Below are 24,980 nucleotides of genomic sequence, written 5' to 3'. Positions count from 1 at the left end.
GGCTATAGTGCGACGCCCTTCCCTCCCGGACAGCCGATGGCGCGCCCCAAACCTTCGGCAAAACCCCTTGCCGACCTGATCGGTGCCTGCGTCGGCCCGGCCTTCGCGGCGCAGGGCTTCGCCTCGGCCGACATACTTTCCGTGTGGCCCGGCATCGTCGGGGCGCGGCTGGCGGACGCCTGCCAGCCGGTGAAGCTCGAATGGCCCCGCCGCGCCCGGCGCGACGCCGAGGGGCGGCCCGAGCCGGGCACCCTGGTGGTGCGGGTCGAGGGCGCCTTCGCCCTCGAACTCCAGCATCTCGCCCCGGTGGTGATCCAGCGCGTCAACGCGCATTACGGCTGGGCCTGCATCGGCAAGCTGGTGCTGCGCCAGGACCGGCTGCACCGGGCGCCCCGGCGCAAAGCCGCCCCGCCGCTCGATCCGGCCCGGCGCGGCGAGGTGGCGCTCGCGGTCTCGCGCATCGAGGACGATCCGCTTCGCGACGCCCTCGACCGGCTCGGCATCGCCGTGGTGGCGGGCAACCCGCGCTGATAGGCAATCCCGGTCGATAGGGCTGCCTCGCGCGGCCTCCCGTGATAAGGGGCGGCAAACTCGTGCGGCGACGTGTGCGCGGTCCGCGCGAGCCCGATCCGCCTATACCTCGACGCCTCTGGCCCCTTCGCGGCCTCAACGGAGCCCGTCCCTGCCATGATCACCCGGCGCGACGCCCTCAAGACCACCGGCCTCGCCCTCGGCGCGGCCCTCCTGATGCCCCGGCTCATCACCGATGCGCTCGCGCAGTCCGCCGACACGGCGGCCCTGCTTCAGCCCGGCCCGCTCGGCGACGTCTGGCTCGGGCCGGCGGACGCCAAGGTGACGATCATCGAGTACGCCTCGCTGACCTGCTCGCACTGCGCCCACTTCCACAAGGAGACCTATCCGGTCCTGAAGGAGCGCTACATCGACACCGGCAAGGTGCGCTTCACGCTCCGCGAGTTCCCGCTCGATCCGCTCTCGACCGCAGCCTTCATGCTGTCGCGCTGCGACGGCAACGAGAAGTATTATCCCATCTCCGACCTGCTGTTCGACCAGCAGCAGAACTGGGCCTTCGTGCGCAAGCCGCAATCGCCGGTCGACGCGCTGGAGCAGATCGTGCGGCAGGCGGGCTTCTCGAAGGAGAAGTTCGAGGCCTGCCTCAAGGACCAGAAGACCTACGGCGCCATCAACGCGGTCAAAACCCGCGGCCTGGAGACCTTCAAGGTCGAATCGACCCCGACCTTCTTCATCAACGGCACCAAGTACAGCGGCGCGCTGTCGATCGAGGAGATCGAGAAGATCATCAAGCCGATCCTGGGCGCGTGAGACCGTCCCCGGAACGGGCCGTGGAAGGGCGCGGATTGTGATGCAACTTCAACGGCTTAAGCTCGGCGCTGCGCGCCTTGACTCGCCAGGATGGCGAAACTATGGTGCGCCGCGCCGAGGGGGCAGGCCGTTTCCCTCCGCTCCCGACGACGTGTGGGGTCGCCCGTGAGCGGCAATCCCTCCGCCAACGGGCGTGGGCCGGAAGGGCCTCCCGGCGACGACGATCTCTCCGCGAGGCTTAGACGTCTCGAGACGCAGCTCGAAGGCAGGCGGCCGAAAGCCGCTTCCGACGATGCTGCGCGCAGCGGCATGTCCGGCGGGCCCTCCCCGCTCGGCCAGGCCATGCGGCTCTCGACGGAGTTCGTCGCGGGCGTGATCGCCGGCGGTATCCTCGGCTACCTGTGCGACCACCTTCTCGGCACCAAGCCGTGGGGTCTGATGGTGTTTCTGGTGCTCGGCTTCCTCACCGGCATCTACAACGTCATGCGGTTGAGCGGGTTCGGGCCGAAACCGGGGAAAGATCACCGCCAGGGGTCTTGAGACTCGGGGCACATCGTGTAAGGGCACCGCGCGACACGGAAAGCACGAACGCCTCGCGAGGCGCTTCGGGGCGTTTCGGGCGCGGCCAACAGGCAGGGGACGGAAGCAGGATGGCGGGCAACATCGACCCGGCGCAGGCGGGTGCGCTGCGACCGGACCCGATTCATCAGTTCGAGTTGCAGTCGCTCCTGCCGTTCGGGCACATCGGCAACCAGCAGATCGCCTTCACCCAGTCGGCGCTGTACATGTTCGCCGCCGTGGGCGTGATCGCGCTCCTGACCATCACGGCGACCGCGGGCCGCTCGGTGGTGCCGGGCCGGATGCAGTCGCTGGCCGAAATCTTCTACGAGTTCATCGCCGACACGCTCCACCAGGCGACCGGCGACCAGGGCAAGAAGTTCATGCCGCTGGTGTTCTCGCTGTTCATGTTCGTGCTGGTGCTCAACCTGTTCGGCATGATCCCCTACGCCTTCGCGGTGACCAGCCACCTCATCGTCACCTTCGGGCTGGCCGCCCTCGTGATCGGCGTCGTCATCGGCTACGGCGTGATGAAGCACGGCACCCACTTCTTCGGCCTGTTCGTGCCGTCGGGCGTGCCCAAGCCCCTTCTGGCGATCCTCGTGCCGATCGAGATCATCTCGTTCATCTCGCGGCCGATCAGCCTCTCGGTCCGTCTCTTCGCCAACGTGCTCGCCGGGCACATCGCGATGAAGATCTTCGCCTTCTTCGTGGTCGGTCTCCTGTCGGCCGGCGCCTGGGGTCTGCTGTCCCCGCTGCCGCTGATCCTGACGATCGCCCTCACCGCCCTGGAGTTCCTGGTGGCTGCGCTGCAGGCCTACGTCTTCGCGACGCTGACGGCGATCTACCTGAACGACGCCCTTCACCCCGGCCACTAGTCCCGGTCGACCTCCACCCACCGCAACGAACCAAGTTCGAGCCACTCAGGAGTTTGTTATGGATCCCGTCGCTGCCAAGTACATCGGTGCCGGTCTCGCCTGCCTCGGCATGGCGGGCGCGGGCATCGGCCTCGGCAACCTGTTCGGTCAGTTCCTCGCCGGCGCCCTGCGCAACCCGTCCGCCGCCGACGGCCAGCGCGCCACGCTGCTCCTCGGCTTCGCCCTCACGGAAGCGCTCGGCATCTTCTCGCTGCTGATCGCGCTGCTGCTGCTCTTCGCCGTCTGATCGGCCTGCGGGCGGCGCCGGTCAGGCGCCGCCCCTCTCAGACCAGAGTCCGCCCCGGCTTTCCCGAGGGCACGAGCTTTCCGATCCGGACGAGGCCATGGCCGAGAAAAATTCCCTGACGACCCCTCCTCCGAATTCGGACGTCAAGACGGCCGGTCCGAACACCGCGGCCCATACCGAGCATCCCGCCGGCGGCCACAGTGCGGCGTTCCCGCCCTTCGAGACCCACACCTTCCTGGCGCAGCTGATCTGGCTCGCCCTGGCCTTCGGCCTGCTCTACTACCTGATGTCGAAGATCGCGCTGCCGCGCATCGAGTCGATCCTCCACGACCGCTCGCAGCGCCTCTCCGCCGACCTCGACGAGGCTCAGCGGATGAAGGCCGAGGCTGATGCGGCCGGCGAAGCCTACGAGAAGTCCCTGCGCGACGCGCAGGCCAAGGCCCAGGGCATTGCCCAGGAGACCCGCAACGCCCTCTCGGCGGAAGCCGACGCCAAGCGCAAGACGCTGGAAGCCGAGCTGAACCAGAAGCTCGCCGCCTCCGAGGCGACGATCCGTAGCCGCACGGCGGAGGCCATGGGCAACGTCCGCTCCATCGCCGGCGAGACCGCCTCGGCCATCGTCGAGCGGCTGACCGGCAAGGCGCCCGACCAGAGCACCCTGAACCGCGCCCTCGACGCGACCCCCGCGGTCCACTGATCCCGCCGGTCGGCGAGACCCGCCGGCCGTCCCGACCGAACAGAGACCCGCGCCAAGAAATGCCGCGGATGCCGACGAAGGGCTTGAGACCGACATGTTGATGACCGCCGAGTTCTGGGTCGCCGTCGCCTTCGTGGTCTTCATGGCCATCGTCTGGAAGGTCGGCGGCTTCACGATGATGACCGGCGGCCTCGACAGCCGCGCCAAGCGCGTTCGCCACGAGCTCGACGAGGCCCGCCGCCTGCGCGAGGAGGCCGCTTCCGTCCTCGACGACTACAAGCGCCGCCGCGCCCAGGCCGAGAAGGACGCCGAGGCCATCGTCGCCTCCGCCCGTCAGGAAGCCGAGCGCCTCGCCGCCGAGGGCCAGACGCGGCTCGCCGACTTCGTCGCCCGCCGCACCAAGGCCGCCGAGTCGAAGATCGCCCAGGCCGAGGTCCAGGCCACCGCCCAGGTCCGCGCCGCCGCCGCCGACGCCGCGGTGAAGGTCTCCGAGACGATCCTGAAGGAGCGCCTCCAGGGCGAGGCCGCCCAGGATCTGCTCCGCTCCAGCCTCGGCGACGTAAAGACGCGCCTCTCGGCCTGATCCTTCCAAACAACGATCCGTTTCCGCGAACGCCCGGCCCTGTGCCGGGCGTTTTGCTATGTGCGGAAAGCTTTGCAGTTCTGCGTCGGATGACGCTCCCGTGAAAATTTTTGACGGCGAGCGCAAAATCAGCTGCGCTTGGCCTGTCATGCTCCGCCGTGTAGAAATGGCTCCTGAAAAACACCCCCGTGCAGGCTCACGACAAACGGGCGGGTTTAATCGGGAAACATCAGAAGAGGCTCCTCACATGAGCGCCGGTACCGCGACCGACACCACTGCCCTCGATACCTTCTTTTCCTCCGGCCTTGCCCAGACCGACCCCGAGATCGCCAAGGCCATCTCGCAGGAGCTCGGGCGCCAGCAGCACGAGATCGAGCTGATCGCCTCCGAGAACATCGTCTCGCGGGCCGTGCTCGAGGCGCAGGGCTCGGTGCTGACCAACAAGTACGCCGAGGGCTATCCGGGCCGGCGCTATTATGGCGGCTGCCAGTTCGTGGACATCGCCGAGGAGCTGGCGATCGACCGCGCCAAGCGCCTGTTCAATTGCGGCTTCGCCAACGTGCAGCCGAATTCCGGCTCGCAGGCCAACCAGGGCGTCTTCATGGCCCTGATGCAGCCGGGCGACACCTTTTTGGGCCTCGATCTCGCGGCCGGCGGCCACCTGACCCACGGCGCCCCGCCGAACGTGTCGGGCAAGTGGTTCAAGCCGGTCTCCTACACCGTGCGCCGCGACGATCAGCGCATCGACATGGAGCAGGTCGCCGCGCTCGCCGCCGAGCACAAGCCGAAGGTGATCATCGCCGGCGGCTCGGGCTACCCGCGCCAGTGGGACTTCGCCAAGTTCCGTGAGATCGCCGATTCGGTCGGTGCCTACTTCTTCGTCGACATGGCCCACTTCGCCGGCCTCGTCGCCGCGGGCCTGCACCCGTCGCCGTTCCCGCACGCGCATGTCGCCACCACCACCACGCACAAGACCCTGCGCGGTCCCCGCGGCGGCATGATCCTGACGAACGACGAGGCCCTGGCGAAGAAATTCAACTCGGCGATCTTCCCCGGTCTTCAGGGCGGTCCGCTGATGCACGTCATCGCCGGCAAGGCGGTGGCCTTCGGCGAGGCGCTGAAGCCCGAGTTCAAGATCTACGCCAAGCAGGTCATCGACAACGCCAAGGCGCTGGCCGACACCATCATGTCGGGCGGCTACGACATCACCTCGGGCGGCACCGACAACCACCTGATGCTGGTCGACCTGCAGAAGAAGGGCCTGACCGGCAAGGCGGCGGAAGCCGCGCTGTCGCGGGCCGACATCACCTGCAACAAGAACGGCGTGCCGTTCGACCCGCAGAAGCCGACGGTCACCTCGGGCATCCGCCTGGGCACGCCGGCCAGCACCACCCGCGGCTTCGGCGTCGCCGAGTTCAAGCAGGTCGGCTCGCTGATCGTCGAGGTGCTCGACGGCCTCGCCGCCAAGGGCGAGGGCGGCGACGCGGCGGTCGAGGCGGAGGCCAAGAAGAAGGTCCACGCCCTGACCGACCGTTTCCCGATCTACCAGTAATCGCTCCCTCACAGGAGTTCGGCGCGGCCGCGGATCTCACGATCCGCGGCCGCTGCCGTTTCGGGTCGCTTCTGGCAATCCGGCGCCGGCTGGGGCACAGAGGCGCGTCCCGGCCCGACCGGGCTGAGCAAGGGTATCGAAGCGCGCGATGCGGTGTCCGTTCTGCGGGGGTCCCGACACGCAGGTGAAGGATTCGCGGCCGAGCGAGGATTCCGCGGCGATCCGTCGTCGCCGCGTCTGCCCGGATTGCGGTGGGCGCTTCACCACCTTCGAGCGGGTGCAGCTGCGCGAGCTGACCGTGCTCAAGCGCTCCGGCAAGCGCATGCCGTTCGACCGTGACAAGCTCCAGCGCTCGATCGACGTGGCGCTCCGCAAGCGCCCGGTCGAGCCCGAGCGGATCGAGCGCCTCGTCTCCGGCGTGGTCCGCCGCCTGGAGAGCACCGGCGACGGCGAGGTCACCAGCGAGGCCATCGGCGAGGCGGTGATGGAGGGGCTCAAAGGTCTCGACGACGTGGCCTATGTCCGCTTCGCCTCCGTCTACAAGAATTTTCGCGAGGCCCAGGATTTTCAGGATCTGCTCGGCACGCTTGGCGGACGGCTCGCCGAGGACGGCGAACCGGCGCCCGAGCCGCCATCTGTGGACAGCGAGCCCCCTGCCCCGCCGCGCCGCCGCCCCGCGCGGTCGCGAAGCTGACGAGGGACGCCGTGAGCAGGTGGGACGCCCTCGACCATCGCGCCATGCGCCTCGCCCTGGCGCTCGGGCGGCGCAACCTCGGGCGGACATGGCCGAACCCGAGCGTCGGCGCCGTGGTGGTCGCCGACGGCCGCATCGTCGGGCAGGCCGCGACCACAACTGGCGGGCGCCCCCATGCCGAGCCTTTGGCGCTCGCCATGGCCGGCGCGGCTGCGCGCGGCGCCACGCTCTACGTCACCCTGGAACCCTGCTCGCATCACGGCCGCACTCCGCCCTGCACCGACGCCACGATTGCCTCCGGCGTCAGGCGCGTCGTCACCGCGATGGAGGACCCCGACCCCCGCGTCGCGGGACGGGGCCACGCATTGCTGCGTGAGGCCGGCCTCACGGTCGAGACCGGGTTGTTGCGCGAAGAGGCAAGGCGCGACCATCGCGGCCACGTCGCCCGCGTGACGCAGGGGCGCCCGAGCCTGCACCTCAAGCTCGCCCGCACCCGCGACGGGTTCGCCGCGCCCTCGGGGGGCGAGCGACTGAAGATCACCGGCCCGGTCGCCGACGGCGTCGTGCATCTCTGGCGGGCGCATGCCGACGCGATCATGGTCGGCATCGGCACCGCGCGGGCCGACGACCCCTCGCTCACCGTGCGCCTGCCCGGCCTCTCCGACCGCTCGCCGCTTCGGATCGTCCTCGACTCCACCCTGCGGCTCACGCCCTCGACCCATCTGGTGCGGGGCGCGCGCGACATTCCGACCCTCGTGGTTACCGGGAGTCACACCCCGGCCCATGCTCGGCGAATGCTGACCTCCTTCGGCGTCGAGTTGCTGCCGGTCGCCACCGACGCGTCCGGCCGCATCGACCTCCGTGCCGCGATGATCGCGCTCGCCGAGCGTGGCCTGACCCGCATCTGCAGCGAGGGCGGCCCGGCGCTTGCGGACGCATTGGCCGCGCACGATCTCGTCGATGCCTGCACGCTCATCACCGGCCCGGTCGAACTCGGCGGCGCGGGCGGCCTGCCGGCGATCGGGCAAAACCTCGCCCGCCGCCTGTCCGACGGCACGCTCCGCGAGGTTGAGGCCCAGCACCTCGGCCAGGACGAGGCGATCACCTACGAGAGGGTTTGAGATGTTCACCGGGCTCGTCACCGATGTCGGCCGCGTCGTCTCGATCGAGGGCGGCGAGCGGCTCGTCCGCATCGTCATCGAAAGCGCCTACGATCCCGCCTCCATCGCACTCGGCGCCTCGATCGCCTGCTCCGGCCCCTGCCTCACCGCGGTCGCGATCGAGCCGCACGGCACGGGCTGCCGCTTCGCGGTCGATGCCGCCGCCGAGACGCTGGCGCGCACCACCGTCGGCGCGTGGCGCGCGGGCACGCGGGTCAACCTCGAGCGCTCGCTCAGGCTCGGCGACGAGATGGGCGGCCACCTCGTCACCGGGCATGTCGACGGCGTCGCCGAGATCCTCGCCCGCGAGACGGTGACCGGCGAGGACAACCCGTGGGGCGCCAGCGAGCGCTTCACCCTGCGGGCGCCGGCCGCGCTTTCCGGCTTCATCGCCGAGAAGGGCTCGGTCTGCCTCGACGGCACCTCGCTCACCGTCAACACGGTGGACGGCACCGACTTCTCGGTCCTGCTGATCCCGCACAGCCTCTCGGTGACGACCTGGGAGGACCGCCGGGCCGGCGACCGGGTCAACCTCGAAGTCGACCTGATCGCCCGCTACGCCGCCCGCCTCGCCGAGGCGCGCGGGTTGATGCAGGGCTGAGCGCTTATCGCGCGTCGTACGAGGCCGCGAGGCTGTTGATGATCTTGTTGGTCTCGCCGTCGTATTCCTTGTCGCCCTCGGGCGAGGCCCAGTAGCTGACGAGCAGGTGGCGCAGGTCGCCGGATTTCGGGACGACCGAGATGTAGCGCAGCACCGTCGGCTTCTTCTCGTAGATCGCCGGGTACTCGCTGATCTTGAGCATGTAGGTCGGGAACTCGACCTGCTTGGCCTTGGCCTCGCCGGTGATCGTGACGCCCTGCTCCTTGAAATAGGCGTTGTGCTCGCCGATCAGCGTCTGGAGCTGTGCCGGGCGGTAGCTCTCGAACCAGATGTAGACCTCGTCGTCGGCGGTCTTGGCCTGGACGCCGCGCTTGATCTCCGAGACCTTCCACGAGCCGGGAATGTCGACGGTGACCGGCTGGTCCCCCGGCACCACGGTGACGCGCTTGGCCAGCGCCGTGCCCCCGGCGAGCAGAAGCAGGGCAAGCGCGGCGCTTGCGAGGCGTGTGGTCTTCATGGTCGTGTCCCCCCCGGACGGACGCGCGCCGGCGTCGGGTCATCCTTCCCGTCCGCTCGGTCTCTGCCAATCCGCCCGTCAGCGGGGACGGGAATAGTCCCCATAAATTTGCCGCGACCGGCTCGGAGGTCAGTCCGACGGCGGGCGATGCGTGGTGATCCGCGCCACGATCGCCTCGCGCTCCGCCCGGCTCGCGGCGAGCCGCGCCCGTGCGGCGGCCGTCACGGCGGGGCTCGCGGTCTCCGGCCGGCCCGCGTCGAAGGGCGGGGCCGGGGCGTATTCGTGCTGGAGCTGGATCGCCTTGGCGGTGGCGGCGTCGGTGAGTTCGGCGGCGAGCGTCAGGGCGAAGTCGATGCCCGCGGTCACGCCGCCGCCGGTGACGAGGTTGCCGTCCCGCACGACGCGTTCCTCCACCGGCACCGCGCCGAACGCCGCGAGCAGGTCGTGCGCGGCCCAATGCGTCGTGGCGCGCCGCCCCTTGAGCAGGCCGGCGGCGCCGAGCACCAGGGCACCGGTGCAGACCGAGGTGAGGTAGCGGGCGCCCGAAGCCTGACGCCGGACGAAGTCGAGCGTCTCGGCATCCTCCATCAGGGCGTTCACCCCCGCGCCGCCCGGCACGCAGAGCACGTCGAGGGTGGGGCACGCCGAAAACGTCGTCGTCGGGGTCAGGACAAGGCCGGTGGCGCTGGTGACCGGCGCGAGGCTCTTCGCGACCAGATGGACGCGAGCCTCGGGCAGCGAGGCGAACACCTCGTAGGGCCCGGTCAGGTCGAGCTGCTGAATCTTCGGGAAGACGAGCAGGCCGATCTCGAGTGCCACGGTCCCTCCCCTCGCCTCTTTGCCGATTCCGGCGCATCGGCTTCTTCCGAAAGCCGGCGGCCACCTTTCGGGCCGATGCTCTATCGCAGATAGATCACGCTGTAGAGCGAGGCGCGCAGCTCCGCCTCGTCGAGCCAGACCCGGCCGAGTTCGCACCGCTCGCGGATGCCCGGCCGCATCCGGGCGCAGTACTCGCCGGTATTGTCCTGCAGATGGTACTGGCAGCGCCCGCCCGCTGTCCGCCGGGCGAGGATCGGGCTCGAATGGTCGGCGGCCAGATCCGGGTCCTTCGGGTCGCGCTCCTCCAGCACGTACCAGGAGTAGCCGACCACCGGCAGGCGGCCGTGGTCCAGCGCATAGTCGATCATCGCCATCAGCCGATCGCTACCGGCGGTCAGGTCCGGATCGCCGTTCCTGGCACGCTCCATGAAGTCGAGCTGGTTGTCGGCGATTCCATCCGAGACCGGCAGCAGCGGCACCGGCAGGGGTTTTCTGCGGCAGAGCCGCTCGACATGGGCGATCCAGCCGGCGTTGAAGGCGTCGGTGGCGGGGTCGCGCAGCCGGTCCACCGTGCCGCCGAGGCTGCGCCAGCTCATCTTTGGGGCGAGCCGGCTGCGCCAGCGTAAGCGCGCGAACGTGCGGACGTGCTGGCCGTAGCCGTCGAACGAGGGCAGGTCGCGGTCCGGGCACAGGCCGCCGAGATTGTAGAGAAGGGCCGCGGCCTCCTCCTGTCCGTCCTCCAGCTTGTCGAAGAACGGCTTTCGTAAGGGATTGCGCTCCTTGGAGGCTTCCGTGTCGTTGCGGCTCTCGGCGATCTCTTCCGCAAGATCGGGATGCGCCGAGAGGTATCTTCGCAGGGCCCGGTCGCGGCTCCGAAGCAGGCCGGCGGGGTCGGCGAGGTAGTAGCGGGTGGCGACATCCAGCGCCGAGACCGTGACGCCGACCCGTTGCGAGATCATGTCGGCGGTGGCGTAGGCGAAGCAGATCGCGCTGTCGCCCTGGCTCATCGGCGAGAGCGCCGGATCGGGGCTGATGCGTCCGTCCAGCGGGTGCGTGCCCCGCCGCACCGGCAGGGCCACGGCGGCGTCGGTGCAGCCACGGCTGCGAGCGTAATTCGGGCGTTCCGGCAGGAGGCGCGTATCGAGGGCGGCGGCGGGCTCCGCGGCGAGGATCGACAGCAGCGCGAGGAGAAGCCGGCCCGCGGCCTGCCTCACTCCGCCACCGTCGGGCCCTGTTCCGCGTCGTCCGGCACCGCATCGGCGCCGCGCACCACTTCCGCCGCGGCGGCCTCGGCGAGCAGGGCGTAGCCGCCGTCGGCCATGTGCAGGCCGTCCTTGGCGAACAGCTCGGATCGGGTGAGCCGACTCTGGGCGATCCAGCCGCGCATCAGGTCCGAACGGCGGATCACCGGTACGCCGAGTTCGGCGCCGATGTCGCGCACGGCGTCGCGGAAGCGATCGGCGCCGGGCGTGGCGTCGAGCGCCGGGCACCATTGCGGCTCCATCAGCACCACGTCGATGTCGGCCTCGCGGATGCGGGCGACCGCGGCCTGGGTGGCCTTGCGGAAATGCGCGAGCGAGATGCCGCGCAGGGGATCGTTGCTGCCGGTCTGCCAGATGACGAGATCGGGCGCCGGTTTGATCACGTCGCGGTCGAGGCGCGCCAGCATCTCGTCCACGGCCTCGCCGCCGATGCCGCGGTTCTCGACCAGGATGTCGCCGGCGAGCTGCGGCAGGGCGCGGCGCAGCAGCGCCTCCAGCCGGGCCGGGTAGGAGGCGGCGCGGGTGCTGGCGCCGATGCCCTCCGTCGAGGACGAGCCGAAGGCGACGATCCGCAACGGTTCGCCCGTGGCGATGCGCTGGGCGACCCGCGGCAGGCTGCCCGGCACCGGCGCGGGCTCGGCGTCGAACAGGCCGAGATCGATCCGATCCGACACGAGGTCGGCATAGGCCAGCACTGCGGTTGAGGACAGGCTGAGGGCGAGCCCGAGAGCCAAGGCCCGGGTGAGCCGCCGGCCCGCAGCGGGACGAGCCCGGTTCCCGAAAAACATCCGCATCACGTTGGCGTCGTCCTGCAGCCCCACGGCCTCCGGGTCGATCCCCGATGGCCGACAGGCAAAGGAATGCGGAGGCCGGTCCGCGCCTGCGGCAGACCGATCCGGGGCGGGTTCGCCCGGTTCTGGTGAGAGGGACGGATCGCGGCGGGCCTTGTGGGCTACCGATCCCCGTGCTCCGACGGCGATTTAAGGAAATGCCGCAGATTCGGGCAACTGAAATAAATTATGCAAAGGTTAACGGCATTCAATGTGAATTGTGCGGAAAATGGGCGCTTCTGGGAAGCGTCCGGCCCCGTCCCTCACGCCCGCGACAGCAGCGAAACCGTGCCGCTGCCGTGCCGCTCGATCCGGCCGTCGAGTTCGAGTTCCAGCAGCAGAGAATGCACCACCCGCACCGGCAGGCCGGTGGCGCGGGCGAGCGCGTCGGTGCCGACGGGGGTCGGGCTCAGCGCCGCGAGCAGGCGCGCGCCGGCCTCCCCCGTGTCCAATTCGGGCGCGGCGCGGAACGGCGCCGGCTCCTCGCGCAGGGCCGCCACCACGGGGCGCGGGCCGGTGCCGTCGAGGTCGATCTCGTCCCAGTAATCGGGTTCCTCCGCCTCCGGCCGGTCGGCGACGCCCCCGGCGGTGCCCGTGTCGCCCGAGATCAGCGGCTCGATGACGGCGAGCACGTGCTCCACCTCGGCCACCAGGGTCGCGCCCTGGCGGATCAGGTCGTTGGTGCCCTCCGCGCGCGGGTCGAGCGGCGAGCCCGGCACGGCAAAAACCTCCCTCCCCTGCTCCAGGGCGAAGCGGGCGGTGATGAGCGAGCCGGAGCGGCGGGCCGCCTCGACCACGACGGTGCCGAGGGAGAGCCCCGAGATGATGCGGTTGCGCCGGGGAAAGTCGCGCCCGCGCGGCACCCAGCCCATCGGCATCTCGGCCACGATCGCCCCGCCCGCCTCCAGGATCTCGTCGACGAGGCCCCGGTGGCTGTCGGGATAGATCTTGTCGTGTCCGCCCGCGATCACCGCCACGGTGCCGCCCTTGAGGGAGGCGCGGTGGGCGCGGGCGTCGATGCCGCGGGCGAGCCCCGAGACGACGACGAGCCCGGCTTCCGCGAGGCCGGTCGCGAGCCGCTCGGTGAAGGCGAGGCCGGCGGTGGAGGCGTTGCGCGAGCCGACGATGGCGACGGAGGGCTTGAGGATCGCGCTCGCCGCACCACGCAGGGCGATGAGCGGCGGCGCCGTGTCGGTGGCGTGCAGGCTTTTCGGGTATTCCGCCTCGCCCATGGCGAGGTAGCGGACGCCGAGGCGGGCGGCCGCCGTCATCTCCCGCTCGATCTGTGCCTTGGCGGCCGGGACGATGGGCTTGCCGGTGCGCTTGGTCAGGTCCGGCAGGGCGTCCAGCGCCGCCGCCGCGCTGCCGAAGCGGTTGATCAGGCCGCGGAAGGTGCGCGGGCCGACGCGCTCGGTGCGGATCAGGCGCAGCCAGTCGAGGCGCTGCGCGTCGGTGAGCTGCATCGAAAAACCCCCGTTCGTCGGGGAGTCGGCGTCAGCCCTTCTGCCCGATCCGCCCCTCGGTGCCGGCGGCGAGCCGGCGGATGTTGGGGGCGTGCTTCCACCATAGCAGCAGGCCAAGCACGAGGAAGAGCGCCGCAACGGGACCGTGTCCCAGCGCCCACAGCACCAGCGGCGTGGCCGCCGAGGCCGCGAGCGCGGCGAGCGAGGAGTATTTCAGCGCGAAGGCGAGGCCGAGCCAGATCGCCGCGAAGGCCAGAAGCGTCGGCGGGCTGAGCGCAATGAGGATGCCGATGAAGGTCGCGACCCCCTTGCCGCCCTTGAAGCCGAGCCAGACCGGGAAGAGATGGCCGAGGAATGCCCCGAGCCCGGCGGCCAGAGCCGGCTCCTCCCCCCAAAGGCCGGCGATCAGCACGGCGGCGGTGCCCTTCAGGGCATCGCCGAGCAGCGTCGCGGCGGCAAGACCTTTCCGGCCGGTGCGGAGCACGTTGGTCGCCCCGATATTGCCCGATCCGATCGCGCGAACGTCGCCGAGGCCGGCCACCTTGGTGAAGATCAGCCCGAAGGGAATCGAGCCTAACGCGTAGCCGAACACGAGGGCGCCGAGCAGCAGCGGCCAGCCGGCGTCGAGGAGCGGGCTCATGCGGCCACCGCAAACAGCTCGGAGCGGTGGACGACTCGGCCGCCGACCAGCGTCAGCACCGCCGCACCCTGGAGCCGCGCCTCGTCGAAGGGCGAGTTCTTGGAGCGCGACTTCAGTTGCCGCTTGTCCAGCACGTAAGGCAGGTCGGGGTCGATCAGCACGAGGTCGGCGGGCGCGCCCGGCGCCAAGCGTCCGGCCTCGCGACCGAGCAGGTTGGCCGGGTTGGCCGAGAGCGCGGTCAGCAGCCGCTTCAGATCGACGTCGCCGGTGTGGAGCAGGCGCAGGCTCGCGCCGAGCAGGGTCTCGATGCCGAGCGCGCCGTCGGCGGCCTCGGCGAAGGGCAGGCGCTTGGTCTCGACGTCCTGCGGGTTGTGGTCGGAGACGATGACGTCGATCACGCCCTCGTTGAGCGCGGCGATCACCGCCTGCCGGTCGTCCTCGCGGCGCAAGGGGGGCGAGAGCTTGCAGAAGGTGCGGTAGTGGCCGATGTCGCCCTCGTTCAGCACGAGGTTGTTGACCGAGACGCCGCAGGTCACGGGTAGGCCCGCCTCCTTGGCCCGCCGCACGATCTCGACGGAATCGGCGCAACTGATCATCGCCGCGTGGTAGCGCCCGCCGGTGAGGCGCGCGAGGCGAATGTCGCGCTCCAGCATGATCGTCTCGGCCTCGCGCGGCACGCCCATCAGCCCGAGGCGGGAGGCCATCTCGCCCTCGTTCATCACGCCCTCGGAAGCGAGGTTCGGCTCTTCGACATGCTGCATGAGGAGCGCGCCGAAATCGCGGGCGTAGGTGAGCGCCCGGCGCATCACCTGGGCGTTCGTCACCGCCTTGAGGCCGTCGGTGAAGGCCACCGCCCCGGCCTCCTGCAAGAGGCCGAACTCGGTCATCTCGCGCCCCGCCAAGCCCTTGGTGATGGCGGCGGCCGGAAGGACGTTGACGCAGGCCGTGTCGCGGGCGCGGCGCAGCACGAAGTCGACGATGGGCGGTCCGTCGATCACCGGATTGGTGTCCGGCATGCAGACCAGCGTGGTGACGCCGCCCGCCGCGGCGGCGGCGCTCGCCGAGGCCAGGGTCTCGCGGTGCTCCGCGCCGGGCTCGCCGACGAAGGCGCGCATGTCGATCAGCCCCGGCGCCAACACGTGCCCGCCGCACGCGATTCGTTGTGAGCCCTCCGGCGCGCCGGGGGCGGCGCCCCAGGCGATGTCGGCGATGCGGCCGTCGCGCACCAGCACGGCGCCGGGGCCCTCGCGGCCGGTGGCCGGGTCGAGGAGATGGGCGTTCGAGAGGAGGAGCGGAGCGACTGTCATCGGCCGAGTTCGACGATTTCCGTTCGTTCGTCCCGCCGGGCCTCACGCCGGGCGCTTGGCCCGTCGGTAAACCAGTGTCGCGGCTAGAACCAGAGGCTCGGTGGCGGCCACAAGGACTTGAATGCCGATCGACTGGCTTCTTCCATGTCGGTTCTCTGCAGGCATTCCGGGGCCGCGCAGCGGAACCCGGAATCCACGACTGGCCGCAACGCCTCTTGTCGCCCCGCATCATGGGTAGATTCCGGGTTCGCCTTCGGCGCCCCGGAACGACGGGCGTCGAGGGCAACGGCGACGCATCCCGCGCCCTTCCGCCCTTAGTCCAGAGTCGCGCCGTTGCCGGCCCGCGAAACCCGGTGCTATAGCCCGGCCGATGCCGGGCGGGCCTTCCGCCGGGCTTTCTTCGAACGTTTCACGGGCGGCATGTCGGTCGACGAGAAGACGGTACGGCGCATCGCGCATCTGGCGCGCATCGCGGTCACGGACGAGGAGGTCGGCCCGCTCCAGGGCGAGCTCAATGCCATCCTGGCCTTCGTCGAGCAACTCGGCGCGGTCGATGTCACCGGCGTCGAGCCGATGACCTCGGTGACGCCGATGCGCATGAAGAAGCGCGAGGACGTCGTCAACGACGGCGGCCGGGCGAGCGACATCGTCGCCAACGCCCCCGACACCGAAGACAATTATTTCCTCGTTCCCAAGGTCGTCGAGTAGTTTTTTGGGACTTTCTGGAGCGACACCTTCGGCTCCGGCGAGACACCGCGCCTTGCGCGAAACGGCACCGCGATCTGGAACGTTCATGACGGCACTCAACGAACTCACCCTGGCCGAGGCCCGCGACGGGCTGAAGCAAAAAGATTTCTCCGCCCGCGAGATCGCGCAGGCGCATCTCGACGCCATCGAGAAGGCGGGTGCGCTCAACGCCTACATCGTGGCGACGCCGGACCGCGCGCTGAAGATGGCCGAGGTGTCGGACGAAAAGATCGCCAAGGGGGAGGCCCGGCCGCTCGAAGGGCTGCCGCTCGGCATCAAGGACCTGTTCGCGACCCAAGGCGTCCACACCACCGCGGGCTCCAAGATCCTCGAAGGGTTCGAGCCGCATTACGAATCGAACGTCTCGACCCAGCTCTGGCGCGACGGCGCGGTGATGCTGGGCAAACTCAACCTCGACGAGTTCGCCATGGGCTCGTCGAACGAGACCAGCGCCTACGGCAACACGATCTCGCCCTGGCGTCGCCAGGGGTCGGAGACGCCGCTGGTGCCCGGCGGATCGTCCGGCGGCTCGGCGGCGGCGGTCGCGGCGCATCTGTGCCTGGGCGCCACCGCCACCGACACCGGCGGCTCGATCCGCCAGCCCGCCGCCTTCACCGGCACGGTCGGCATCAAGCCGACCTACGGGCGCTGCTCGCGCTGGGGCATCATCGCCTACGCGTCCTCCCTCGATCAGGCCGGCCCGATCGCCCGCACGGTGCAGGATTGCGCGATCCTGCTCGGCTCCATGGCCGGGCACGACCCGCGTGACACCACCTCGGTCGATCTGCCGGTGCCGAATTTCGAGGCCGCGGTGCGCCGCGGCGTGAAGGGGCTCACCATCGGCATCCCGAAGGAATACCGGGTCGAGGGCATGCCGGAGGAAATCCTGCGGCTGTGGGACCAGGGCGCGGAATGGCTCCGGGCGGCCGGCGCGACGATCAAGGAAATCTCGCTGCCGCACACGCAATACGCGCTGCCGGCCTACTACATCGTCGCCCCGGCCGAGGCCTCCTCGAACCTCGCCCGCTACGACGGCGTCCGCTACGGCCTGCGGGTGCCGGGCAAGGACATCGCCGGGATGTACGAGAACACCCGCGCGGCGGGCTTCGGCCGCGAGGTGAAGCGCCGCATCATGATCGGCACCTACGTGCTCTCGGCGGGCTATTACGACGCCTACTACGTGCGGGCCCAAAAGATCCGCACGCTGATCAAGCGCGACTTCGAGCAGGCCTACGCCGAAGGCGTCGATGCGATCCTCACCCCCGCCACCCCGTCGGCCGCCTTCGGGCTCGGCGAGATGGCCAGCGCCGATCCGGTCCAGATGTACCTCAACGACGTGTTCACCGTGACGGTGAACATGGCGGGGCTGCCGGGCATCGCCGTGCCCGCGGGGCTCGACGCGCAAGGGTTGCCGCTCGGCCTCCAGCTCATCGGCCGGCCGTTCGACGAGGAGACTTTGTTCGCAGCGGCCCAGACCATCGAGGATGCGGCCGGGCGGATGAAGCTTCCCCAGGCTTGGTGGGCTTGATCCGGGCATGAACGGTCCCCCCGTCGTTCCGGTCTATCCCGTCTCGGTCTGGATTCTCGCCGGCTTCGACCCGGTGCTGATCGCGATCGCATTCATCCTCGGCTGGAAGGCCGACCAGTTCGGCAAGGTGTTCATCGCGGCGATTGCCGCGCTGGCGATCTCGGTGCTGTTCGCCTGGCTCGTGACCAAGGTCGGCCTGCCCTGGCCGGCCCCGGTCGCCGCCGACATGCCGACCTTCTTCCCCGTCCGCACGGTCTCGGCCTTCCTGTGGGCGTCGGCCGGCTACGGCGCGCGGCGGGTGCTGAAGCGGGACGCCCGCTGAGCGTGTTATAAATCCTCCCGCCGTCATTCCGGGGCCGCGCAGCGGAACCCGGAATCCACCCGTGATGCGCGAGCTTACGAGGTGTCGAGGCCGGTCGTGGATTGCACGCCTCCGGCGCGCCCCTCCGGGTCCGGGTTCGCCTTCGGCGCCCCGGACTGACGGGTCGCGTTTCGAGGGATCACCGATCGGGTCATCGTCGCCGTCCCGGCTTGTGCCGCGCCCGCTTCCGCCGCAGAAACGGGCGCCATGGCCTCCCCGACCCCTCCGACGCCGCATCCGCCCTGCCCGGTCACCGGCGAGCCCGCGACCCGCCTCGTGCAATGGGTCAGCGCCCGCTTTCTGATCGATCTCTGGCGCTACACCCTCAAGGTCGACGTGCGCCCGAGCTTCAAGGGCACGCGCCGGTTCGGGCTGTGGGAATCGCCCACCGGGCTCTACTTCTTCGATCCGATGCTGCAGGGCGATGCCGGCTTCTACACCAGCCTCTATGCCCGGCTGAACATCCGCCACTATCCCCGCGAGGGCCATCCGCGGGCCGAATTCCGCCTCGCCGCCCGGCACGTGGCCGAGGGGGCGCGGGTGCTCGATGTCGGCTGCGGCTTCGGCGCCTTCCGCCACGAGGTGCGCCACGCCCGCTATACCGGGCTCGACCCGCACTTCTCCGGCGAGCCCGGTTCCGACTGGGCCCGGATCGAGACCCTGACGGACCATCTGACGTCGAACGAGGGCGGCTACGACGTGGCGAGCGCCTTCCAGGTGCTGGAGCATGTCGAGGATCCGGTCGGCATGCTGACTGACATGGTGCGCGCCGTCAGGCCGGGCGGAACGGTGATCATCGGCGTGCCGCACGTGCCGGCGGCGCATACGCGCATCCCGAACTACCTGATCAACGCCGTGCCCCACCACCTGACATGGTGGACCAAGGACGCGCTGCTGGCGATCGCCGGCAGGGTCGGGCTGGTGAACGCGCGGGTCGAGACCGCGCCCTGGGCCGATGTCGACGGGCTGGTCTACTGGATGGAGCGCTGCTCCCCGGTGAAGTGCCGCGACCGGCACTACCGGCACTCCTGGGCCTGGCACGCCTCCGCGCTGTTCGGCTTCCTCGCCGGCTGGGTGATGTGGAAGATCAAGCCCGTGCCGAAGACCCGCGACGAGGGTGCCTCGCTTCTGCTGGTGGCGGAGAAGCCCGCGGGCTAATCGTCCTCGTCGTCGAACCCGGCGCCCGGGGCCAGCCCACCCATCACGTCGAGGCAGGCCTGGAGGATGTAGGCGGCGGCGAGCTTGTCCACGAGTTCGCCCCGTCGCGCCCGCGAGGCGTCGGCCTCCAAGAGCGTGCGGGTGACGGCGGCGGTGGAGAGCCGCTCGTCGAAGAACAGAATCGGCAGCGGCAGGATCGGCTTCAGGTTGCGGGCGAAGCTCCGGCTCGACTGGGCGCGGGGCCCTTCCGTGCCGTCCATGTTGAGCGGCAGGCCGATCACCAGCCCGCCGACATCGTATCGGACGCAGAGCGCGGCGAGGCGCTGCGCGTCCGGCGTGAACTTGACCCGGCGGATCGTCTCCAGCGGCGAGCCGATCCGGCGCCCGACATCGGAGAGCGCGAGCCCGATGGTCTTGGTGCCGAGATCGAGCCCCATGAGGCGGGGATGCGCCGAGGACGCCTCGGCGAAGGCGGCGATCTCGTCCCGGTTCACGCGTCCGCCGTCCCCAGGGCTTCGAGGGTTCTGGCGTCGTCGCCCTCGAAGGTCGCGGGCAGCGGGCCGGCGCCCTCGCCGAGGATGTGCAGCACCTCCAGGCCCTGGAGCCCGCGCACCAGGGCCGGCAGGTCGGCGCCGCCGAAATGGACGTTCTCCAGATCGGCGTTGAGCACCCAGATGTCGTACTCCGGAAAACCCGGAGTCACGTCGAAGAACAGGAAGTCGCCCCGCGCGGTCTCGCCGAAGAAGCAGGCCCGGTCCATCAGCTCCGCGTCGGCGTCGCCCTCCATGGTGAAGCGGTGGGGCTCGTCACTGGTGCTCCGCAGGCCGTCGAGGGCCACGGCGATGCCGTGGGCGATCAGGTGGGCGCGGGCGACGAGGTCCCCGGCCTCCACCGGCACGGGAGTGAACAGGCGGACATGCCCGCCGATCCGCCCGGCGCCGCATTCGCGGGCGAAGCTGCGGTAGCTGCCCGGCAGGGCGAATCCGAGTTCGGATTCGGCACGGGCGAGATCGGCCTCGCTCGACCTGAGGCCGGGCCGCAGACCCGGGAAGATGCCGTCCCACATCGCAAAAGCCTCCGGCGCTCGCGGGAGGCCGGCTTAGGCCGCGGGCGGGCGACTTGTCCACCGCCGCCGTTAACCATCCTGCGCGGTCGAGTGCGGAGGGAGGGAGCGCCGGGCGGCCAAAGGTGTTAAGGACTCGTTAACCAACCCGGAGCCGCGCCTTGACCCGCCCCCCGATGCCGGAGACTCCGCACGCCGCCCCTCGCCGCCGGTTGGCCCGTCGTCATATGCTGATGCTGATCCTGGCATGCGAGGTCATGGTCGTGGGCGTGGCCAATGCCGGCCGCTATCGGCCGCCCGGCATCGTCGTCGATCAGACCGTGACGCGCGGCCACATCATCACCTGATGACTTGAGGAGTTGTCGCCTGCGGCGGCGGATTGGTTCCAGATCGGGCACCGTCGAGCGAGCAGCCTCGCTCACCCGTCGAGCGTGATGAGCCCGACGCTCCCGCCCGCCGCCGCGGTGTTGACCGTGAGCGTCCGCTCGGTGGCGAAGCGGACGAGGTAATGCGGGCCACCGGCCTTCGGGCCGGTGCCCGACAGGCCGGAGCCGCCGAACGGCTGGCTGCCCACCACCGCGCCGATCATGTTGCGGTTTACGTAAGAGTTGCCGTGCGGCAGCGCCGCCGCGATGCGCGTCCACGTGCTCTCGATCCGCGAATGGATGCCGAGCGTCAGCCCGTAGCCTCCGGCGCGGATCTTTTCGACGACACGATCCAACTCGTCCGATCGGTAGCGGACGACGTGCAGTATGGGCCCGAACACCTCCTCGCACAGATCGGTGATCCTTTCGAGTTCGAAGACGTGCGGCGCCACGTAGAGGCCCGGCGGCGCCGTCTCTGCGAGATGCGTGCGGGCCTCTCGGCCCATCCTGGCGATGTGGGCATCGAGCCGGGCCTTGGCCTCGGCGTCGATGACGGGGCCGAGATCGGTGGCCAGCTCACGCGGGTCGCCGACGCGCAACTCGCGGGCGGCGCCGACGATCGTGGCGATCATCCCCTCCGCCACGTCCTCCTGCACGAGGAGCAGGCGGAGCGCCGAGCAGCGCTGGCCGGCGGAGCGGAAGGCGGAGGTGACGACGTCGTCGGCGACCTGCTCGGGGAGCGCGGTGGCATCGACGATCATCGCATTGATGCCGCCGGTCTCGGCGATCAGCGGCAGGATCGCGCCGTCGCGGGCCGCGAGCGCCCGGTTGATCGCCCGCGCCGTCGCGGTCGAGCCGGTGAAGACGACGCCCGCCAGCGCCGGATGCCCGATCAGCGCCGCCCCGGCCTCGGGTCCGCCGGGGACGAGGTGCAGCGCCCCCACCGAGATGCCGGCCCCGTGCAGCAGGCGCAAGGCGAGGTCGGCGACGAGCGGCGTCTGCGGCGCCGGCTTGGCGACGACGGCGTTGCCGGCCATCAGGGCGGCGGCAATTTGCCCGGTGAAGATGGCGAGCGGAAAATTCCAGGGCGAGATCGCCGCGAAGACGCCGCGCCCGTGCAGCCGGAGCGTGTTCGCCTCGCCGGCCGGCCCCGGCAGGGCGAGGGGCGCGGCAAACAGCTTTCGGCCTTCCGCCGCGTAGTAGCGCAGGAAATCGATCGCCTCGCGCCATTCGGCCAGCGCGTCGTCGAGGGTCTTCCCGGCTTCCGTCCGGAGCAGGTGCAGGAGCGTGTCGCGGTTCGCCGCGAACGCATCCGCCGTGCGCTCCAGGCAGGCGGCGCGGGTCTCGGCGGGCGCGGCGGCCCAATCCGAAACGCCGCGGGCGGCAGCGTCCATCGCGCGCGCCGCCGTCGCGGCATCGGCCTCCGTCACGGTGCCGAGGCTCGCGCCGTCGATGGGGCCGAGCACCGGCCGCGTCCGGCCTTCCCGCTCCCGGCCGTCGATGATCGGCTTCGCGGCGAACGGCCCCGTCACGCGGGCGATGCCGGCGCACAAGGCCTCGACCGCCGCCCGGTCGCCGAAGGCGAGGCCCTCGCTGTTGCGCCGCTCCGACCCGAACAGGTCGCGCGGCCGCGCGATCTTCGGATGGCGCGCCAGCGCCGGCGTCTCGATCAGCGCCTGCGGGCGCGCGAGCAGGCGCGCGACCGGCACCGCGGGATCGGCGGCGCGGGCGACGAAGGAGGCGTTGGCGCCGTTCTCCAGCAAGCGGCGCACGAGATAGGCCAGCAATTCGCGATGCCCGCCGACCGGTGCGTAGACGCGGCAGCCGAGGCCGGGCCTGCGCTCGGCCAGCCGCGCATACAGCGCCTCGCCCATGCCGTGGAGGCGCTGGAACTCGAATCCGGCCTCGTCGCCAGCGAGCGCCAGCACGCTCGCCACCGTCAGCGCGTTGTGGGTGGCGAATTGCGGGAAGAGACGCGGCCGGTGCGCCAGCAATCGCCGGGCGGCGGCGACGTAGCTCAGGTCCGTCATCGCCTTGCGGGTGAAGACGGGGAAGTCGGGCAGCCCCTGCACCTGGGCCGCCTTCACCTCGCCGTCCCAGTACGCGCCCTTGACGAGGCGCACCATCAGCCGCCGGTCGTGATGCGTGGCCAAGGCCGCGACATGGTCGATCACGGGCAGGCAGCGCTTGGAATAGGCCTGGACCGCCAGCCCGAACCCGTCCCAGCCGGCGAGCGACGGGTCGGCGAGCAGGGCGGCGAACACGTCGAGCGAGAGTTCGAGCCGCTCGGCCTCCTCGGCATCCACCGTGAAGTTGAGGTCGTGGGCCCGCGCCGCGCGGGCCAGCTCCAGCACCACCGGCACCAGTTCGGCCATCACCCGCGGCGCTTGCGTCGGCGCGTAGCGCGGATGGAGCGCCGAGAGTTTCACGGAGATGCCCGGACGCGCGGGCAGCGCGGCGTCCCCCGCCTCGCGGCCGATCCGCTCGATCGCCTGGGCGTAGGACAGGCGATAGGCCTCGGCGGCGGAAGCCGTTCGGGCGCCCTCCCCCAGCATGTCGAACGAGTAGCGCAAGCCCGCCGGCCCGGCCCTCGCCCGGCGGAGCGCCGCACCGATGTCCTCGGCCAGCACGAACTGGCCGCCCATGATCCGCATCGCCCGGTGCGCCGCCGCCCGCACCGCCGGACGGCCGAGGCGCCCGACCATGCCGGCCAGCGTCGCCTCCGGCGTGTCTCCGGCGGAGACGAGGCGGGCGCCGAGCCCCAGCGCCCACGCCGCGGCGTGGGCGAGCCCGGCCTCGCTGCGGACCGCGTGATGGGCGAAATCGCCCTCGCGCAGCTTGTCCGCGATGAGCCGGTCAGCGGTCGCGGCATCGGGCACGCGCAGGAGCGCCTCGGCGAGGCTCATCAGCGCCAGCCCCTCGCGGGTGGTCAGCGCGTATTCCTGCAGCAGCGTCTCGACGGCGCCGTGCCCGGCCTCGCTGCGGATCGCCGCGATCAGGTCGGCGGCGAGCGCATCGACGCCGGCCTCGGCCTCCGTCGGCAGCACCGCCTCGCGCAGCAGCGCCTCGGCGAGTGCGCCGTCGTCCGGGGCGTAGGCGGCCTGGAAGCGCGGGGCGGACGCGGGATCCATCGGCGGAGCCTTTTCACGGGCGGGGGAAGCAACCGGCGAGCGACAGGCAGGATACACGCCGACGCACCGAGCCGGCATGTCCCCTCCCTGCAACGGCGACGGCCCACACAGATTTTACCCGAGGCCCTGCGCCGAGCGTTGTCCAACTTTTCGGATTCGGGCGCACGACCGCGGTAGTGCGCGGGGTCGGCAAGGGTCTCGCCGGACACCGGACTGACCGTGACGGCAAGCTCCCCCACCCGAGAAAGGAGAGACCGCCACCGACCCACCCGCGTTCCCCGATCCTTCAACCGTCATGGGCCCGATGCGGAGGAGAACTCGTCCGAGTATCTCAGCGCACGAAGCCGCGGACATCATGGAAAATTTCTCGATCAACCGGGAGCCCGTCGACGCGGTGGTGAAGGGCGACGCGACCGGGGAGGTGGTGCTCGGCGGCGCCGGACGCGACGATCTGCAGGGCAACGGCGGCGACGACATGCTGGCCGGCGAACGTCCGGGTGACGGTCGGGAGACCCTCTCCTTTCACGGAACGACCCCAACGATCACCGCCGCGGCAGCGCCAGAAGCCGCTGGCCGACCTGGATGGTTCGTCCCTCGGCGAGGTCGGCGCAGGGCGTGGTGCCGGCGGGCGCCAGCATCACGATCGTCGAGCCGTGCTGGAACCAGCCCATCTCGTCGCCCTTGGCGAGCCTCGCGTCACAGGGGATCGTGCGCGGGCCGTCCCGGCGGAGGTCGAGGCCGATGTCGAGAAAGCGCAGGCGCACGCTCGCCACGAGGATCGCCGCCACCGCCACCAGCGTCACCGCCTCGCCGGTGGCGTCGAGCCGCAGGCGGATCGCCGCGCGCTCGTTGCGGCAGAACAGGTTCTCGATGCGCTTGAGGGCGATCGGGTTCACGTTCCACGTGTCGCCGGAGAGGTAGGTGACGGCCTCCACGCGGCCGTCATGGGGCGCGTGGAAGCGGTGGTACATGCTGGCCGTCAGCCGCAGCGTGACGAAGACGCCGTCGCGGTAGCGCTCGGCCGCCTCGGCACTGCCGAGCAGGTCCTCCAGGCGGTAGGGGAAGCCCTTCACCTGGAACAGGCGGGTGCCCTCGATCGGGCCGAAGGCGCCGACGATGGCGTCGCAGGGGCTGACCATCACGCCCGCATCCGGATCGACCGGCCGGGCGCCGGGCTTCAACTCGCGGATGAAGCAGTCGTGCAGGCTGTCGAAGCGGGTCTTGCGCGCGTCCGACAGGTCGAGATCGGAGAAGAGCCGCCACGCCCACATCGAGACGTCGCGCACCAGCGGCTGCCGGATCTGGGCGAGCCAGCCGACGAAGCGGGTCGCGTAACGGCGCGGAATCCGGTTCGTCAGGAGGAAGTTCAGATCCTCGTGGCGGGCGATGCCCAGCAGGGTGGAGCGAAGCGTCATCATCCCGTGACATCCCCTTGATTC

The 24,980-nt window shown here is 70.7% G+C and carries 26 protein-coding genes; 15 read left to right on the top strand and 11 right to left on the bottom strand.

From position 1 onward, the window contains the following. The first annotated feature begins 36 nt into the window (after nt 1–36). The 11 genes from HNR00_RS11740 (at nt 37) to HNR00_RS11690 (ending at nt 8,350) form a co-directional block, all read left to right on the top strand. Nucleotides 37–531 carry a DUF721 domain-containing protein gene (locus tag HNR00_RS11740; RefSeq protein WP_183569411.1) on the top strand — a complete coding sequence of 165 codons (495 nt, stop codon included), beginning with the start codon at nt 37–39 and terminating at the stop codon, nt 529–531. 156 nt (nt 532–687) lie between these two features. Beyond that, a complete protein-coding gene (locus tag HNR00_RS11735; RefSeq protein WP_183569410.1) occupies nt 688–1,341 on the top strand; it encodes a DsbA family protein in 654 nt (217 codons plus the stop codon). 165 nt (nt 1,342–1,506) lie between these two features. Next, entirely contained in the window at nt 1,507–1,881 is a 375-nt protein-coding gene (locus tag HNR00_RS11730) for an AtpZ/AtpI family protein (protein WP_183569409.1), read from the top strand. Nucleotides 1,882–1,991: 110 nt separating this feature from the next. Then, a complete protein-coding gene (locus HNR00_RS11725) occupies nt 1,992–2,777 on the top strand; it encodes a F0F1 ATP synthase subunit A (protein ID WP_183569408.1) in 786 nt (261 codons plus the stop codon). Nucleotides 2,778–2,835: 58 nt separating this feature from the next. Next, nucleotides 2,836–3,063, top strand: coding sequence for a F0F1 ATP synthase subunit C (locus tag HNR00_RS11720; RefSeq protein ID WP_007566773.1), 228 nt, complete (start codon nt 2,836–2,838; stop codon nt 3,061–3,063). A 97-nt stretch (nt 3,064–3,160) separates the two neighbouring features. Then, nucleotides 3,161–3,760 carry a F0F1 ATP synthase subunit B gene (locus tag HNR00_RS11715; RefSeq protein WP_183569407.1) on the top strand — a complete coding sequence of 200 codons (600 nt, stop codon included), beginning with the start codon at nt 3,161–3,163 and terminating at the stop codon, nt 3,758–3,760. 97 nt (nt 3,761–3,857) lie between these two features. After that, the gene (locus HNR00_RS11710) at nt 3,858–4,343 is read left to right on the top strand and encodes a F0F1 ATP synthase subunit B family protein (protein ID WP_183569542.1); all 486 of its coding nucleotides are present in this window, start codon (nt 3,858–3,860) and stop codon (nt 4,341–4,343) included. Nucleotides 4,344–4,590: 247 nt separating this feature from the next. Beyond that, nucleotides 4,591–5,895 (top strand): serine hydroxymethyltransferase, encoded by a 1,305-nt coding sequence (glyA, locus tag HNR00_RS11705; protein ID WP_183569406.1) that lies wholly within the window; start codon nt 4,591–4,593, stop codon nt 5,893–5,895. Nucleotides 5,896–6,043: 148 nt separating this feature from the next. Beyond that, complete coding sequence (gene nrdR, locus HNR00_RS11700) at nt 6,044–6,589, top strand: transcriptional regulator NrdR (RefSeq protein ID WP_183569404.1); 546 nt, start codon at nt 6,044–6,046, stop codon at nt 6,587–6,589. A 44-nt stretch (nt 6,590–6,633) separates the two neighbouring features. Further along, nucleotides 6,634–7,710 carry a bifunctional diaminohydroxyphosphoribosylaminopyrimidine deaminase/5-amino-6-(5-phosphoribosylamino)uracil reductase RibD gene (gene ribD / locus HNR00_RS11695; protein ID WP_183569540.1) on the top strand — a complete coding sequence of 359 codons (1,077 nt, stop codon included), beginning with the start codon at nt 6,634–6,636 and terminating at the stop codon, nt 7,708–7,710. A gap of 1 nt (nt 7,711) precedes the next feature. Then, nucleotides 7,712–8,350: a riboflavin synthase gene (locus tag HNR00_RS11690; protein ID WP_183569402.1), complete on the top strand. Its 639-nt coding sequence runs from the start codon at nt 7,712–7,714 to the stop codon at nt 8,348–8,350. A gap of 4 nt (nt 8,351–8,354) precedes the next feature. On the opposite strand, the gene HNR00_RS11685 is transcribed toward HNR00_RS11690, so the two are convergent. From HNR00_RS11685 to HNR00_RS11655, 7 genes are all read right to left on the bottom strand, one after another. Further along, nucleotides 8,355–8,867, bottom strand: a complete 513-nt coding sequence (locus tag HNR00_RS11685) for a hypothetical protein (protein WP_183569400.1) — start codon at nt 8,865–8,867, stop codon at nt 8,355–8,357. Nucleotides 8,868–8,996: 129 nt separating this feature from the next. Beyond that, nucleotides 8,997–9,686 (bottom strand): DJ-1/PfpI family protein, encoded by a 690-nt coding sequence (locus HNR00_RS11680; protein WP_183569398.1) that lies wholly within the window; start codon nt 9,684–9,686, stop codon nt 8,997–8,999. An 80-nt stretch (nt 9,687–9,766) separates the two neighbouring features. Next, nucleotides 9,767–10,900, bottom strand: coding sequence for a hypothetical protein (locus HNR00_RS11675; RefSeq protein WP_183569396.1), 1,134 nt, complete (start codon nt 10,898–10,900; stop codon nt 9,767–9,769). Further along, a complete protein-coding gene (locus tag HNR00_RS11670; protein ID WP_376770378.1) occupies nt 10,897–11,742 on the bottom strand; it encodes an SGNH/GDSL hydrolase family protein in 846 nt (281 codons plus the stop codon). The genes HNR00_RS11675 and HNR00_RS11670 overlap by 4 nt, the downstream gene beginning before the upstream one ends. A 299-nt stretch (nt 11,743–12,041) precedes the next feature. After that, nucleotides 12,042–13,241, bottom strand: coding sequence for a DNA-processing protein DprA (gene dprA, locus HNR00_RS11665; protein ID WP_183569394.1), 1,200 nt, complete (start codon nt 13,239–13,241; stop codon nt 12,042–12,044). Between the two features lie 31 nt (nt 13,242–13,272). Further along, a complete protein-coding gene (plsY, locus tag HNR00_RS11660) occupies nt 13,273–13,881 on the bottom strand; it encodes a glycerol-3-phosphate 1-O-acyltransferase PlsY (protein ID WP_183569392.1) in 609 nt (202 codons plus the stop codon). Then, nucleotides 13,878–15,188, bottom strand: a complete 1,311-nt coding sequence (locus HNR00_RS11655; RefSeq protein WP_183569391.1) for a dihydroorotase — start codon at nt 15,186–15,188, stop codon at nt 13,878–13,880. The genes plsY and HNR00_RS11655 overlap by 4 nt, the downstream gene beginning before the upstream one ends. A gap of 420 nt (nt 15,189–15,608) precedes the next feature. Between HNR00_RS11655 and gatC the strand changes: the two genes are divergently transcribed. The 4 genes from gatC (at nt 15,609) to HNR00_RS11635 (ending at nt 18,982) form a co-directional block, all read left to right on the top strand. Beyond that, the gene (gatC, locus tag HNR00_RS11650; RefSeq protein WP_091945450.1) at nt 15,609–15,896 is read left to right on the top strand and encodes an Asp-tRNA(Asn)/Glu-tRNA(Gln) amidotransferase subunit GatC; all 288 of its coding nucleotides are present in this window, start codon (nt 15,609–15,611) and stop codon (nt 15,894–15,896) included. Between the two features lie 85 nt (nt 15,897–15,981). Beyond that, the gene (gene gatA, locus HNR00_RS11645; protein ID WP_183569390.1) at nt 15,982–17,463 is read left to right on the top strand and encodes an Asp-tRNA(Asn)/Glu-tRNA(Gln) amidotransferase subunit GatA; all 1,482 of its coding nucleotides are present in this window, start codon (nt 15,982–15,984) and stop codon (nt 17,461–17,463) included. A gap of 7 nt (nt 17,464–17,470) precedes the next feature. Next, complete coding sequence (locus HNR00_RS11640) at nt 17,471–17,785, top strand: hypothetical protein (protein WP_183569389.1); 315 nt, start codon at nt 17,471–17,473, stop codon at nt 17,783–17,785. A gap of 246 nt (nt 17,786–18,031) precedes the next feature. Further along, complete coding sequence (locus tag HNR00_RS11635) at nt 18,032–18,982, top strand: class I SAM-dependent methyltransferase (protein WP_183569388.1); 951 nt, start codon at nt 18,032–18,034, stop codon at nt 18,980–18,982. Here HNR00_RS11635 and ruvX read toward each other — a convergent pair. The 4 genes from ruvX to asd all read right to left on the bottom strand — a co-directional run bounded on the left by ruvX (nt 18,979) and on the right by asd (nt 24,956). Then, nucleotides 18,979–19,476, bottom strand: coding sequence for a Holliday junction resolvase RuvX (gene ruvX, locus HNR00_RS11630; RefSeq protein WP_183569387.1), 498 nt, complete (start codon nt 19,474–19,476; stop codon nt 18,979–18,981). The two genes, HNR00_RS11635 and ruvX, sit on opposite strands and share 4 nt — an antisense overlap. Continuing rightward, nucleotides 19,473–20,048, bottom strand: a complete 576-nt coding sequence (locus tag HNR00_RS11625) for an SMI1/KNR4 family protein (RefSeq protein WP_183569386.1) — start codon at nt 20,046–20,048, stop codon at nt 19,473–19,475. The genes ruvX and HNR00_RS11625 overlap by 4 nt, the downstream gene beginning before the upstream one ends. A 415-nt stretch (nt 20,049–20,463) precedes the next feature. Next, complete coding sequence (gene putA / locus HNR00_RS11620; protein ID WP_183569385.1) at nt 20,464–23,541, bottom strand: bifunctional proline dehydrogenase/L-glutamate gamma-semialdehyde dehydrogenase PutA; 3,078 nt, start codon at nt 23,539–23,541, stop codon at nt 20,464–20,466. A gap of 542 nt (nt 23,542–24,083) precedes the next feature. Continuing rightward, nucleotides 24,084–24,956: an archaetidylserine decarboxylase gene (asd, locus tag HNR00_RS11615; protein ID WP_183569536.1), complete on the bottom strand. Its 873-nt coding sequence runs from the start codon at nt 24,954–24,956 to the stop codon at nt 24,084–24,086. Nucleotides 24,957–24,980 lie beyond the last annotated feature (24 nt).

The organism is Methylorubrum rhodinum (assembly GCF_014199935.1).
Lineage (GTDB): Bacteria > Pseudomonadota > Alphaproteobacteria > Rhizobiales > Beijerinckiaceae > Methylobacterium > Methylobacterium rhodinum.
The sequence above is the reverse complement of the archived record's forward strand: the minus strand, read 5'-3'. Positions and strand labels throughout refer to the sequence as shown.